The 13648-nt window shown below is 61.6% G+C and carries 11 protein-coding genes; 5 read left to right on the top strand and 6 right to left on the bottom strand.

The features are described from left to right. Positions 1 to 12: 12 nt before the first annotated feature. Together MUN80_RS19740 and MUN80_RS19735 are read left to right on the top strand one after the other, a co-directional pair. Positions 13 to 1368 carry a RagB/SusD family nutrient uptake outer membrane protein gene (locus tag MUN80_RS19740; protein ID WP_244715538.1) on the top strand — a complete coding sequence of 452 codons (1356 nt, stop codon included), beginning with the start codon at positions 13 to 15 and terminating at the stop codon, positions 1366 to 1368. Between the two features lie 44 nt (positions 1369 to 1412). Then, positions 1413 to 4064: a M14 family zinc carboxypeptidase gene (locus tag MUN80_RS19735; RefSeq protein ID WP_244715536.1), complete on the top strand. Its 2652-nt coding sequence runs from the start codon at positions 1413 to 1415 to the stop codon at positions 4062 to 4064. 168 nt (positions 4065 to 4232) lie between these two features. On the opposite strand, the gene MUN80_RS19730 is transcribed toward MUN80_RS19735, so the two are convergent. Further along, entirely contained in the window at positions 4233 to 4748 is a 516-nt protein-coding gene (locus tag MUN80_RS19730) for a DUF4112 domain-containing protein (protein ID WP_244715534.1), read from the bottom strand. Positions 4749 to 4879: 131 nt separating this feature from the next. On the opposite strand from MUN80_RS19730, the gene MUN80_RS19725 reads away from it, so the two are divergent. Next, the gene (locus MUN80_RS19725) at positions 4880 to 5869 is read left to right on the top strand and encodes an aldo/keto reductase (RefSeq protein WP_244715532.1); all 990 of its coding nucleotides are present in this window, start codon (positions 4880 to 4882) and stop codon (positions 5867 to 5869) included. A gap of 223 nt (positions 5870 to 6092) precedes the next feature. On the opposite strand, the gene MUN80_RS19720 is transcribed toward MUN80_RS19725, so the two are convergent. Continuing rightward, the gene (locus MUN80_RS19720) at positions 6093 to 7565 is read right to left on the bottom strand and encodes a diadenylate cyclase (RefSeq protein ID WP_244715530.1); all 1473 of its coding nucleotides are present in this window, start codon (positions 7563 to 7565) and stop codon (positions 6093 to 6095) included. Positions 7566 to 7794: 229 nt separating this feature from the next. Here MUN80_RS19720 and MUN80_RS19715 point away from each other — a divergent pair, with 229 nt between their 5' ends. Beyond that, entirely contained in the window at positions 7795 to 8061 is a 267-nt protein-coding gene (locus tag MUN80_RS19715) for a hypothetical protein (protein ID WP_244715528.1), read from the top strand. Between the two features lie 19 nt (positions 8062 to 8080). Here MUN80_RS19715 and MUN80_RS26045 read toward each other — a convergent pair whose 3' ends face one another. Together MUN80_RS26045 and MUN80_RS19710 are read right to left on the bottom strand one after the other, a co-directional pair. Next, a complete protein-coding gene (locus tag MUN80_RS26045) occupies positions 8081 to 8293 on the bottom strand; it encodes an NAD(P)/FAD-dependent oxidoreductase (RefSeq protein ID WP_375373963.1) in 213 nt (70 codons plus the stop codon). After that, a complete protein-coding gene (locus tag MUN80_RS19710; RefSeq protein ID WP_262922022.1) occupies positions 8233 to 9324 on the bottom strand; it encodes a TIGR03862 family flavoprotein in 1092 nt (363 codons plus the stop codon). The genes MUN80_RS26045 and MUN80_RS19710 overlap by 61 nt, the downstream gene beginning before the upstream one ends. Positions 9325 to 9485: 161 nt before the next feature. Between MUN80_RS19710 and MUN80_RS19705 the strand changes: the two genes are divergently transcribed. Next, positions 9486 to 10673: a cation:proton antiporter gene (locus MUN80_RS19705; RefSeq protein WP_244715526.1), complete on the top strand. Its 1188-nt coding sequence runs from the start codon at positions 9486 to 9488 to the stop codon at positions 10671 to 10673. Positions 10674 to 10883: 210 nt separating this feature from the next. On the opposite strand, the gene MUN80_RS19700 is transcribed toward MUN80_RS19705, so the two are convergent. Both MUN80_RS19700 and MUN80_RS19695 read right to left on the bottom strand, forming a co-directional pair. Beyond that, positions 10884 to 12662, bottom strand: coding sequence for a chloride channel protein (locus tag MUN80_RS19700; RefSeq protein WP_244715525.1), 1779 nt, complete (start codon positions 12660 to 12662; stop codon positions 10884 to 10886). Between the two features lie 111 nt (positions 12663 to 12773). After that, on the bottom strand, positions 12774 to 13601 hold the full coding sequence (locus tag MUN80_RS19695) for a mechanosensitive ion channel family protein (RefSeq protein WP_244715523.1): 828 nt from the start codon (positions 13599 to 13601) through the stop codon (positions 12774 to 12776). Positions 13602 to 13648: the final 47 nt, after the last annotated feature.

Here is a 13648-nt window from a genome sequence, read left to right as displayed (position 1 = left end):
GGACAACGCAAGATGAAATCCACGATACACCACCTGTTTTTTGCGGCTTTGCTCGGCGCTACTACGCTCAGCATCACGGCCTGCAATGATTTGCTGGAGCCCACGCCGGTGCAGCAGCTGGCCGACGACAAGGCCATTACCGACGCCGGCAGTGCCCGCTCGGCTACCATTGGCGTGTACGACCGGGTGCAGGCTTACTACCAGCTCAACTGGCCGGTGCTGGGCTTTCTGCCCGGCGACAATGTGCGCTTCAACGGCACGCTCAACCAGTTCCTGCAAATCGACCAGAACCAACTCAGCGCCGACAACGTGCTGATTACCGAGGCCTGGACCCAGATGTACCAGGCCGTGAACGGGGCCAACAATGTGCTGGCCGCCCTGCCCGCCATCAACGACCCGCTGCTGCCGGCGGCCGAGAAAAACCAGCTGCTCGGCGAAGCTTACTTCCTGCGGGCCCTGGTCTATTTTGACTTAGGCCGGGGGTGGGGTGGGGTACCACTGGTGCTCACGCCCACCCGTTCCAAGGAAAATGGGGCTGGCCTGCGCCGCAGCACCCTGGCCCAGACCTACGACCAGGTGCTGGCCGACCTGACCCAGGCCGAGACGCTGCTGCCCGAAACCGCCACCCGCAACCGCGCCGTGAAGGCCGCGGCCCGGGCCCTGCGGGCCCGCCTGCACCTCTACCGCCAGCAGTGGAGCGAGGCCGAAGCCTACGCCACCCAGGTGATTGGCAGCAGCAACTACCGCCTCGTAACGCCCTACCGCGCCATTTCCACGGCTCCGTTTCTAAGCCAGGAATCCGTGTTTGAGTTGACTTTCAGCAACTCCGACGCCAACAGCATGTGGAACAACTGGTTTCCCAGCGCCCTGGGCGGACAGTTCAACTTCCAGCCCCTGCCCGCCGCCATTACCCTGCTCAATGACCCGGCCGTTGGCGGCAGCCGCTCGGCGTTGCTGGCTTCCACGACCATCAACGGCAGCAGCGTAACCTACGGCAACCTCTACAGCCGCTCGGCCCAGCGCGACGACCCGAGCTACGTGCTACGCCTGGCCGAGCAGTACCTCATCCGGGCCGAAGCCCGCGCCAAGCAAAACAAGCTGACCGACGCCCTGAGTGACCTGAACGCCGTGCGGGCCCGCGCCGGGGTAGAGCCCAGCAAGGCCGCCACCGCCGAAGCCCTGCTGCTGGCCATTGAAAACGAGCGGCGGGTGGAATTCGCCTTCGAAGCCGACCGGTGGTTTGACCTCGTCCGCACCGGCCGCGCCGCCACCGTGCTCGGCGTGACCGACCAGCGCCGCTGGCTGTTCCCGATTCCTTTTAACGACCTGGTAGCCGACCCCAGCCTGGAGCAGAATCCGGGCTACTAGGCTCTTACTGACAACTTAACTGGCTTTTACAGCCCGCTATACCCATGGTGAAATCATCCTTTTCCGCTGCCTTGCTTTCCCTTGGCTTGGCACTAGCCCAACCCGCCGCGGCCCAGAACAGCTACTTTTTCCCCGCGGCCCAGGCCAGCACTTTCGACTCCAAAATCCCGACGCCGGAGCAGTTTCTGGGGTACGCCATTGGCACGCACTACACCCGCACCGACCAGATTGTAGCCTACCTGCGGGAATTGGACAGGGTGTCGGACCGGGTGAGTCTGCGCACGATTGGGACGACGTTTGAGGAGCGGCCCCAGGTGGTGGCCACCATCACCGCGCCCCAGAACCAGCAGAACCTGGCCGGCTTGCAGCAGGCCCGCCAGGCCCTGGTCGACCCCGCGCAGCCGGCGCCTGACTACCGCAAGCTGCCGGTGGTCGTCAGCCTCAACTTCGGGGTGCATGGCAACGAAAGCTCCTCGTCGGAAGCGGCGTTGCTGCTGGCCTATTACCTGACGGCTTCCACCAGCCCCGAAACCCAGCAATGGCTCGAGCAGTCGGTTATTACCATTGACCCGCTGGAAAACCCCGACGGGCGCGACCGGGCCTCGCACTGGTTTGACCAGAATAAGTCGTGGCCCAACCCCACGGACCCGCTCGATAGGGAACACACCGAGGCCTGGCCGGGTGGCCGCACCAACCATTTCTACACCGATTTGAACCGCGACTGGCTGGCCCTGACCCAACCGGAAAGCCGGGCCCGGATGGCGTTTTTCCACGAGTGGTACCCCAACGTGATGATCGACTTTCACGAAATGGGCACCAACGGTACGTACTATTTCGAACCGTCCAAGCCCTTCAGCACCGAAAATGACCTGATTCCGCGGGCTACCTACGAAGTGCTCAACGTGCACCTGGCTAAGTACTTTGCCAAGGCTCTCGACAACCTGGGCTCCCTGTACTGGACCAAGGAGCAGTTCGACAACCTCTCGCCCATCTACGGCTCGACCTACCCCGATTTCCAGGGGGGCGTGGGCATCACCTTCGAAGTGGGCAGCTCCCGCGGCCTGGCCCAGGAAGGCACCAACGGCGTGGTCACGTTTCCCTTCACCATCCGCAACCACGTGGCTACCGGCCTGGCTACGGTACGGGGTGCAGTCGAGGAAAAAGAGCTGTACCTGAAGCATCAGCGCGAGTTTTTTGCCTCGGCCCTGACTGACGCCCGCAAGTTTCCGACCAAAGCCTACGTCTTTGGCAATGCCCAGGACGAGACGTTGACCAACAAGTTTCTGAATCTGCTGCTCCAGCACAAAATCGAGGTGCACGAGCTGGGCAAAACAGTGACGCTCGACAAGCAGCAATTTGAAAAGGGCAAGGCCTACGTGGTGCCCACCGCCCAGCCCCAGTACCGCATCGTCAACTCCCTGTTCGAGGAGCTGACCGCCTTTCACGACAGTGTATTCTACGACGTAACCGGCTGGAGTCAGGCCCACGCCTACGGCTTGGCGGTGGCCAAGCAAAAGAATACCAGCCTGGTACAGGGCGCTCCGGTGCAGGCCGTCAAAACCCTCAGCGGCACCGTGCGCGGCGGCCAAAGCGCCTACGCCTACCTGCTGCCCTGGTCCGACTACAACGCGCCCCGCACCCTTACGGCCCTGCAGCGGGCCGGCCTGACCGCCAAAATCAGCTTTAAGCCCTTCAGCGCCGGCACCACCGAAAGCTCCACCGACTTTGGTTACGGCACCCTGGTCTTACCCGTAGCGGCTCAGAAGCTGCCGGCCGACTCGGTGTTTCAGATTGTAAGCCGCATCAGCCGCCAAAACCAAGTCACCTTTACCAGCGTCGGCACGGGTTTCAGCGCCAAGGGCATAGACCTGGGTTCCAACAACGTACGCACCGCGCCCGAAACCAAGGCGGCCATTCTGGTGGGGCAGGGGACTAACGCCTCGGAAGTGGGTGAGGCCTGGTTTGTGGCCAGTCAGCAGTTGGGTGTGCCCCTGAGCCGGATTGAAGTCGGCAACTTCGGCCGGGCCCCGCTGGGGCGCTACTCCAGCTTGGTGCTGGTGGGCGGCACCTACGCCAGCCTCGACAAGGCCGCCGTGGCCCGGCTGCGGCAGTGGGTGCAGGACGGGGGCACACTCATCACCCTGAAAAACGCCTCGGAATGGGCCATTAAGCAGGGCATCGTGAAAGAAAAGCTGCTGATTCCGGCCAATGGCGGCTGGTCCGATACCACGGCGTCCACTGCTAAAGGCAAAGCCGCCCTAGCCCGCCGCGCCGACTTCGTGCAGCAGGAGCAGGAAGGCACCCGCGCCATTGCCGGCTCTATCTACTCCGCCGACATCGATATTTCCAACCCCATTGGCTTTGGCCTGACCAACCGCCGCCTCTACGTATTCCGCAACGGCACGACCTTCCTCAAACCCAGCCGCAACCCCTACGCCACCGTGGCCCAGTACACGGCCAAACCCCTGGTCAGTGGTTATGTGTCGCAGGCCAACCTGCAGCAAATCAGCAACTCGGCTGCCGTGGTGGTAAGCAAAGTAGGTGCGGGCCGCGTCGTGCTCTTCGCCGACGACCCCAACTTCCGCCACTACTGGCACGGCACGTCCCGCTTGTTTGCCAACGCCCTGCTGCTGGGTCCGCTGCTGAATCTGCCCGAAGGCCCGGCCGCTATTTCAGCCGAGGAAGAACAGGAGTAGGGGCGTAGCTTAGCTCTGTGTTCTATTACGGCAAGCAAACCGGCATAAAAAGAACGTCATGCTGAGCGCAGTCGACGCATCTTTCCCGCAGGAGTAAGTAAACTACTTTGGCGGGAGAGATGCCTCAACTGCGCTCAGCATGATGCGTTTCAGGGGCCTAAAAAGCGTTTACCACCAGTTTTGGCTACCGTACTGCCAGAACCAGGCCGTTAGCGTCCAGAGGCCCCAGATCAGAGCCGCCAGGAAGATGAAAAAGCCGATGAGCACTACCGTAAGCAGGCCTCGGCCACTGCCCTGGTGCTTGCCCTCGGCGTAGTGGGCCCGCAGCAAAGCCACGTTTCGGTCATTGCTTTTGTAGGCGAAGTCGAAGATGTTGCCCAGGATGGGAATGGCGCCTATGATGGTGTCAAGCAGAATGTTGAGCACCATGCGCACCACTAGCGCCCCGCTGGCTCCGTGCCGCATCATGGTCATTACCAGCACCCCCGATACGGCTAAGGTTGGCAGCCCACCCACCACCGGCAACAGGCCCAGGATGGGGTCCAGGCCGAAGCGGAAGTTGGTGCCCGGAAGCTTAAACTGACTGTCGAGCAGATGAGCCACGCGCTCCACCCAGCGCAGCCGCTCGTCCTGGTCGAAGGTGGCGGAAGAAGTCGGAATCGTCGGGCGGGTCGGGGTAGCCATAGTCGGAAGGGTTTCTGCCTTTAACGCACAACCCGCCAAAATGGCGAAACCAGTGTTGTTACGTAGCCAATCAAATCGGCGGCTCGTAGGTTATACCTGCTCGAACCTATTTCACCACAACCACACACTACATGGAAACTCGCAATTTGGGCCAGCAGGGCCTGCGCGTCTCGGCCCTGGGCCTGGGCTGCATGGGCATGTCCGACTTCTACGGCCAGCGCGACGACGCTGAAAGCACCCGCACCCTGCACCGGGCCCAGGAACTGGGCGTCACCTTTTTCGACACGGCCGATATGTACGGCCCCTACCTAAACGAGGAGCTGGTGGGTCGGGCCTTCCAGGGCCGGCGCCAGCAACTTGTGCTGGCTACCAAGTTTGGCATTCAGCGCGACCCGAACGACCCGGCCAAGCGCGGCGTCAACGGCCGCCCTGAGTACGTGCGCCAGGCCTGCGAAGGCAGCCTCAAGCGCCTGGGCACCGACTACATTGACCTCTACTACCAGCACCGCGTTGACCCCAACACGCCCATCGAGGAAACCGTGGGGGCCATGAGCCGCCTGGTAGAAGAGGGCAAGGTGCGCTTCCTGGGCCTTTCCGAAGCCGCCGCCGATACCGTGCGCCGGGCCAACAGTGTCCACCCTATTTCGGCCTTGCAAACCGAGTATTCGCTCTGGAGCCGGGAGCCGGAAGACGAGATTCTGCCTACAATACGCGAATTAGGTGTTGGTTTTGTGCCCTACAGTCCGCTGGGCCGTGGCTTCCTTACGGGCCAGATTCAGAAGTTCGAGGACCTCGACCAGGACGACTACCGCCGCCACACGCCCCGCTTTCAGGGTGGGAATTTCCAGAAAAACCTGGACCTAGTGGCCCGGATCAAGGACCTGGCCGGCCAGAAAGGCTGCTCGGCTAGTCAACTGGCCCTGGCCTGGGTACTGGCCCAAGGCTCGGATATTGCCCCAATTCCTGGAACCAAGCGCATCAGCTACCTCGAGGAGAATCTAGGTGCCCTGGAAGTACAGCTCAGTCAGGATGAGCTCCGCCAACTCGATGAAATTGCCCCCAAAGGCGTAGCTGCCGGCCAGCGCTACCCCGAGCAGATGATGCGCAGCGTGAATGGATAAAGGGTTAATGGGCTAATGCTCCATGTGTCCTGGCGAGGCACAGCCCTGGTAATCCGTCCTCTGAACTGTGCGGAGTATGCTTAACTGAAAAGCCCCTTTCTACGGCGTGTAGGAAGGGGCTTTCTGGTAAAAGAGCGTTAGTCACGAGCAGAGGACGGATGGCCGTGATTCGCTCGCAGGGACACGAAAAATTAGCATATTACCCACATTCGCACGTTAACGCCTACCGTTTCAGTGGGGGCAGCAAGTCAATCAGGCCGTCTTCGCTGACGACGATGGCCAGGCAAGGGTAGCGGCTGCTTTCCACGTAGCGCACGGCCGAATTGTAGCGGGAGCCGCGGGAGGAGTCGCCTTTTTCGGTGGCCAAGCCGTCGAGGATGGCCCCGATGGCGTAGCACACGCCGGTGGGGTCGATGAAGACGGCCCCGTCAATGTTGGTTACCAGGCGCAAAACCGAGGGCGTCATGATGCGGGGCGTCACGCGGAAGCACTGCCGGGTAAGGCGCACCGCCTCCTGGGCCGCGCCCTCGGAAATGACCAGGATGGTGCCGTTGGTTTGCTTGGTAGCGTTTTGGGTCAGTTCCCAGAGGTAGGCAATGCCGGGCTCATCCACTTGGGGAAAGACCCGCTCCACGGCCCGGGCAAAGTTGTCGGCATCGACGCGGCCCTGGGGCAGGCGGGGCGTATTCGACACCACCTTCATCATCACGTGCCCGGCGTGACTAAGCTCCCAGCTGTAGTGCTTGGTGAAGTGCACCGTAAACAGGGGCTCGTAGTGCGGGTCGCTGGGCTCCACCACGTGGCCTAGGCCAAAGACGTCGGAGGCGTCGGTAATCAGGGAGGTGCGGCCTTCGCTGAGTTCCAGTAGCTTGCGGATGGAGCGGTGGTCACGCAGCGGAATCGGGGTTTCCAGGGTCAGGACCGGCACCACGGCCGGGTGGTGGCGGCGGGCTACGAGCATAGTGCCCACGCCTTCGTCGCCCTCGTGGCGCAGGGCGGCCACGCCGTTGCAGGCATCGTAGAGGCCGTGGCTACCGGCGGCGGCACGCAGCATAAACCGGCGGCCGGCGGCGCGCAGCACCTCATTGTAGTCCCGGTCGAGCACGGGCCGGTCCTCATCCGTATCCGACTCGCGCAGAGCCCGGGAGCAATCCTGCAGAAACTCGTATACGGCTGCGTTGAGCAGCGAAGGCGAGCGAGCCCCGCGCTGCTGCACCGGCAAGGAGTAATAGCTGTGGTAGGCTTCGCTGGACAGCTGTAGCACCACGACCACGAGGTAGCCGTGCAAACTTACAGGCAGGGAGCAAAAGCTGATTCGGTCTTCCCCCCGCAGTTCGCTCAGGTCGGTGAGGATGTTCAGGGCCGAGCGACGCATCAAATCATACCAGCGCAGCTTTTCGTAGCGGTCCTGGTCGGTAGAGTACAGGTGATACACCATGTCGCGGGGCCCGTCGGGTTCGAGGGCAGCGGCCTGGGCTTTTACCTCGGCAAAGTCGGCGGGCGAGTAGCGGTGGGTGGCAGGCTCAATTACAACGGCCTGGGGCTCATCCGTTTCGCGGGCAGAAGCCAGGCCAAGCAGAAAAACTTCGGGTTTTAAGTTGCGGTCGAGCAGGTTGAAAATGCCGTCGGCGAAGAGTTGCGCCGTGACACGGAATAGGCTTTGATGGTCCCACATGGGCATTCGGGGGGCGGGCAAACAAACGAGAGGAAGGGGGCGTACTGCGGAAGGTACGGGAAAACAGGACAGAAGGTGGTATTTGCCTTAGCCAACATTCTGGCCGCACGGGCCAACATCCGGGCCGCCGGGCGGTTATCCTGCTGCAAAAAGCCACGGTTTTCTTTGCCTATCGGCGGCAACCAGCGTACCTTAGGTAGCTGCCGGGTGCATCCGGCTTTTCTTCTGTCAGCATTTAGCGGCCCCCGTTATGTTTATTGATATACTGCTGGCTCTTGTCTGCGCCCTGTCCTTTCTGCCGCTCACCACGGGCTACTGCGCCTACAGCTACGGCCGCTCGTTCTGGCTCTGGTTTACCCTGGGGTGCGTGCTGCCGATTGTGTCCTTCTTCATTCTGTTTGCCCTGCTTTACCGCAAGGAAATGGACCGGGGCGAGCAACTACTGGCCGAAGCCAAAGCCATTCTGGCCAAAGCCGACGCCCGCGCCCGGGGCGTCGAAATCCCGGACGAGGACTAGGGCCGCGCCCGGCTGCTGCTTACGTTGGCTGGCCGCTGCCGAGCCAGTGCTGAACGCCGTGCGCTACCCAGGCGCCGGTGCTCAGGCAGCCCTGCAATAAGTAGCCGCCGGTGGGCGCTTCCCAATCCAGCATTTCGCCGGCCAAGAATACGCCCGGCAGCCGCCGCAGCATCAGATTTTCATCAACTTCCGGCCAGGCCACACCTCCAGCCGTGGAAATGGCTTCGTCCAAGGGCCGCAACCCCGTGACGGGAATGGGCAGCCGCTGCAACAGCGCCGCCAACGCATCCGCCGAGGCCCCCGCCTCAGCTGGGGCCAGCTCCCGCAGCAGCGTCGGGACGGGCGGGCCCAGGCGCAGGGCTTTTTCCAGGTAAACGGCCACGGACTTGCCGTTGCGGGGGCCAGCAGCTTGTGCCGGAGCTGTTCGGCCGTCAGGTCGGGCTTCAGATTCAGATAGAGCCGGGCTGGTTCCGAAGCTTGCAGGGCCGCGCGCAGCGGCGGCGTCAGGGCGTACACCGGGGTGCCTTCCACGCCGTAATCAGTTAGCAGCAGCTCGCCGCGCACCGTCTGGCCGCCGCATTCGAGGGCAATATTCTTGAGCGGGGCGCGGCCTACTTTCGTTCGAAAAAACTCCGACCAAGCTACTTCGGCCCCGCAGTTGGAGGGCGCGAAGGGCTCCAGCGCCACGCCCCAGGAGCTGAGCAGGCTGGTCCATTGCCCGTCCGAACCGGTCTTGGCCCAACTGGCTCCTCCTAAAGCCAGTACCGTGGCAGCGGGCTGCACGCTGAACTCCTGCCCGCTGGCTTCGTCGCGCAAAAGCAGGGCGCGCTCGGGCGTGAAGCCCAGCCAGCGGTGGCGCACCCGCAGCTGTACGCCCAGCGTTTGCAAGTGCTGGAGCCAGGCCCGCAGCACCTGGGCCGGCTTGTGGGCCTCGACAGGAAAAACCCGGCCACTGGTGCCTACGAAGGTGTCGATGCCTAGGCTGCCGAGCCACTGGCGCAGGTCGGTGGGGGTGAAGTGGCTCAGGAAGCGGCCGAAATCGGTTTGTCGGGCGCCGTAGCGTTGGGTAAAGGCCGGCAACGGCTCGGCGTTGGTCAGGTTGAAGCCCCCGTGCCCGGCCACCAGAAACTTGCGGCCCACGGTGGGCTGAGCTTCGAAAACCGTGACCCGGTGGCCGGCTTCGGCCAGGCGCTGGGCGGCCAGCAGGCCCGCCGGTCCGCCGCCGACTACGGCAATAAAAGGCGCTGAGGAAGTAGGTGCCATGCGGCCGCAAGGTACGAGTGATTCGGGTGCGAATGGGCGAAATGGGCTACGGTCCCGTTTCCAATTTCGGGTCAACAGGGCCGCTCAGACCAAACAAAAAGTCGGCGGAATGTCTAACCGGGCCGTATAGTTGAGCTGATTGTCTGACTTTTCCGCGCCGTATGGGTCCGTATTCCATCCTGATTGGGCTGAGCATCGCCGTCATTCTGTCCTACTTGTTTGACCTGGCCGCCCGGGCTACCAAGGTGCCCTCGGTGCTGATGCTGCTGCTCACCGGCATTGCCCTGCGCCAAGCCGCCGACTACCTCGACTTTGCCCTGCGCATTCCGTCGGTAGTACTGCAGATCTTCGGCATTATCGGCCTCATTATGATTGTGCTGGAAGGGGCCATGGATCTGAAAATCAGCCGCGACAAAGCCCCGCTGATTCGGCGCTCCTTTCTGGCGGCGGCCCTGATGCTGGTGGTGCAGGCCCTGGCTATTGCCTTCTTGCTGCGGGCCTATGTGGGCGCGTCCCTGCAAAGCTGCCTGGTGAATGCCGTGCCGCTGGCCGTTATCAGCAGCGCTATTGCTATTCCCAGCGTGGCCGGGCTTTGGGGTGAAAAGCAGGAGTTTATCGTCTACGAAAGCACGTTTTCGGACATTCTGGGCATCATGTTCTTCAACTTCGCCTTGCAGGACGACTTTGCCCAAGGCGTTTCGGTCATCACCTTCTCGCGCGATGTACTGGCCATCATCGTCGTGGCCATCGTGAGCACGCTGCTTCTGGCGTTTCTGCTCGACCGGATCCGGCTGCACATCAAGTTCTTCCTGATTTTCGCCTTCCTAATTTTGCTCTACAGCGCCGCCAAAAAGCTTCACCTCTCGTCGCTGCTGCTGGTGCTGGTATTCGGACTGGCCGTCAACAACGCGGAACTGTTTCTGAAGGGCCCACTCAAGCGCTGGTTTCGGCCCGAGAGACTGGCCGGCGAGCTGCACCAGCTCAAGAGCATCACCGCCGAGTCGGCCTTTCTGATTCGCACGTTTTTCTTTCTGCTCTTCGGCTATTCCATCACGCTGGCCAGTTTGCTGAGCGTCACGCTGCTGCTCCAGGGCTTGCTTATCGTGGGTGTGCTCACAGCCATCCGCTACGTTTACCTGCGCTTCGTGGCCCGCACCGATCTGGTGCCCGAGCTTTTTATTGCGCCCAAAGGCCTGATAACGGTGCTGCTCTTCTACAGCATTCCTCCCGAACACTCCATCGGCGAAGTCAGCGAGAATATCCTCTTCGTGGTCATCCTACTTACTGGTGTTCTCATGATGATTGGCTTGCTAATGGCCCGTAAAGAGCCCGAAATCGGAGAATACTAGGTTAATGTGGGGAATGTGTTTCACATGTCCTTGCGAGGCACAGCCGTGGTAATCCGTCCTCTAAAATGTGCTCAGCCTTCTAATGTGAAAAGCCCCTTCATACATGTCGTAGGAAGGAGCTTTTTCGTAAAAGTGCGGGACTACTTGCGCAGAGGAAGGATGGCTTCAGATCCGCCTAGCAAGGACACATGGCGCATTAACACATCAAAACTATTCCGTTTCCTTCAGCAGCTGCCGGCGGTAACTGGCCAGGATGACAGACTTTAGGATGAAGCCCACGTAACGGCCATTGCTGACTAGGGGCAGGGCCCAGGCGTTGAGCTGGTCCATGCAGCGCAGCACGTCGAGCATGGTGTCGTCGGGGTTGACGTAGGCGGGTGGGGGTGTCATCAGGTCGCGCACCCGGGTGGTGTTGTAGTGCTCGTCGTCGAATAGCGCGTCGCGCACGGTATCGAGCGAGACGACGCCCACGAGCCGGCCGTCGCCATCCACCACCGGAAACAGGTTGCGCGTCGCGTGCCGAAACACGGTAACCAGTTCACCCAGCGTACTATCGGGGCTCACGGGCATAAAATCAGTGCTGACCAGCGACATGGGGTCGAGCTGAGCCAGCAGGCCCCGGTCACGGTCGGCGTGCATGTACACGCCGCGGGTAACGAGCTTGCGGGTGTATACCGAGTAAGGCTCGAAATAGCGCGTAATGAGGTAGGAGCTGGAGCAGACCACCATCAGGGGCACAAACAGCGCGTAGCCGCCGGTGATTTCGGCAATCAGGAAGATGGCCGTAAGCGGAGCGTGAATCACGCCGGCCAGCGTGCCGGCCATGCCCAGCACCACGAAGTGCACCTCCGAAATGGGGTAAATACCGCTCAGATTGATAAGGCGGGCCGCAATAAAGCCGATTAGGGCACCGGCAAACAGGGAGGAGCCGAACATGCCCCCGTTGCCGCCCGAGCCCACCGTAATGCAGGTCGCAAACACTTTGAGCAGCATACTGGCTACGGCGACGAGCAAGATCGTCCACACATTTTCGTCGCGGTATACCGAAAACAGCGAGGCATCGGTAAGCTGCTCGGGGTGGCCGCTGAGCAGCAGCTGCACCGTGTTATAGCCTTCGCCATACAGCGGCGGGAAGATGAATACCATGACGCCCAGGGCCAGGCCCCCGAGCAGGACCTTGCTGAACGTACCCTTTTTGCGCTCGAAGTACTTGTCGGCCAGAAAGTAAATCCGGATCATGTACACCGACAGCAGGGCCGTGAGCAAGCCCAGCACGATGTAAAACGGAATGCCCTGCACCGGCCAGGTCGTGGTAACCAGCACGAAGGGCTGGCCCGCGTACAACGACTTGGACACCACTGTGGCCGTGGCCGAGGAAATGAGCAGGGGAATGAAAAACGGCGCCGAGAGCTCCGACAGAATGACTTCTACGGCAAACAGCACCCCGGCAATAGGGCTGTTGAAGATGGCCGCCACGCCGGCCGCAGCCCCGCAGCCCACCAGCAGTCGCCTTTCGCGCCGCCCCACCCGCAGAATCCGGCCCACGTTGGAACCCAGGGCCGAGCCCGTCACCGAAATCGGGGCTTCCAGACCGGCCGAGCCACCGAAGGTGACGGTCAGAAAAGAGGTGACCAGCTGGGAGTAGAGCTTGCTGCGCGGCACGATGCTGCTCTGCCGGGCAATGTTATAGATGATGGGCCCGATGCCCCGGCTCAGGGAGCCGCCCAGCACGTAGCGCGTAAAAAGCACCGTGAGGCCAATACCGATAATGGGGTAGAGAAACAGGGCAAATACCCGATCCTGCTCGGGTACCCACGAATAGAGCAGGTCCTGGGCTTTCTGCACCGAGGTTTTGAGAATGACGGCCGCTAGTCCCGCCAGGCCGCCCACCAGCACGCTCACCAGAATCAGATACACTCGGTCGTTGACGTGACGCAAGCGCCACAGCAGCAGGGGGCTAAGGGTACGGTGAAGCAGGGTTTTGGCCATCGGCAAGGGAAACGGAACGGGACGGGGCCAAGCATGCCGCCGCTCAGCTAGTGTATCTCAACGCATGATAGTGAAAAACGGGTGGAGCTGGCCCCGGCAAATCCGAAAAAACTACTGTACCACGTTGGTCACCGTGTAGCCTTCCCGGTTGAGGCCGGCTTTGATGCCGCGCATCAGTCCACTTTTAAGCTGCAGCGTGCCCCGGCGGTAGTCCTCGGAAAAGGTCCAGAAATAAGCCCGCAGGTCGGCCGTGGTGGCAGTGGCTTTTTCCAGGATGACGTAGGGCGTGTGCGGGTCCTTATCCTCGACGTCCTTGTTGGAGCGCAGGTAGTTCAATACTAGTTCGGAGGCTTCCTGGCTGGAGCCTTCGGCCCCGTACTCGATAGTTACCAGGAAATCCTGGCGGATGTACCCGTCGCGGGTAAAGTTGATGAGCGGCTCGCGCAGCACCATGGCGTTGGGCAGAAAGATGTGCTTGCCGTCGAAAGTCTTGATTATCGTCACGCGCAAACTCAGGTCTTCTACTTTGCCCACCAAATCTTTGATTTGCACCGTGTCGTGGATGCGGAACGGGCGGTTGAAGGCCAGTACCACTCCGGCCAGAAAGTTCTCGGCAATATCCTTGAGGGCAAAGCCCACGATGAAGGCCGACAAGCCCGCGCCGGCCACCAGGCCGCCCACAATGGCGTACAGCCCCACGACTTCCATGGCCAGCACCGCGCCCGCCAGAATCAGGGCCCACTTGCTGAAGCGGGTCAGGAAGTCGGCCATCAGCGGGTCGTGGGACTTGGCGCGCAGCTTGCCCCCGATGAGGCCGCTGAGGTGGTTGGCCACGAAAATGGCCAGCACCAGCACGATAAAGGCAATAAGTAGCTTGGGAGAAATGTAAAGGAACTGCTGCCAGTAGGTGTTCAGCACGCGCTGCAAATCGGAGAACATACGTCGGAGTTAGGTGCACAACCTCAACGGAGCAGCCGTGCCGGCGC

This window comes from Hymenobacter cellulosivorans (genome assembly GCF_022919135.1).
GTDB lineage: Bacteria > Bacteroidota > Bacteroidia > Cytophagales > Hymenobacteraceae > Hymenobacter > Hymenobacter cellulosivorans.
The sequence above is the reverse complement of the archived record's forward strand: the minus strand, read 5'-3'. Positions and strand labels throughout refer to the sequence as shown.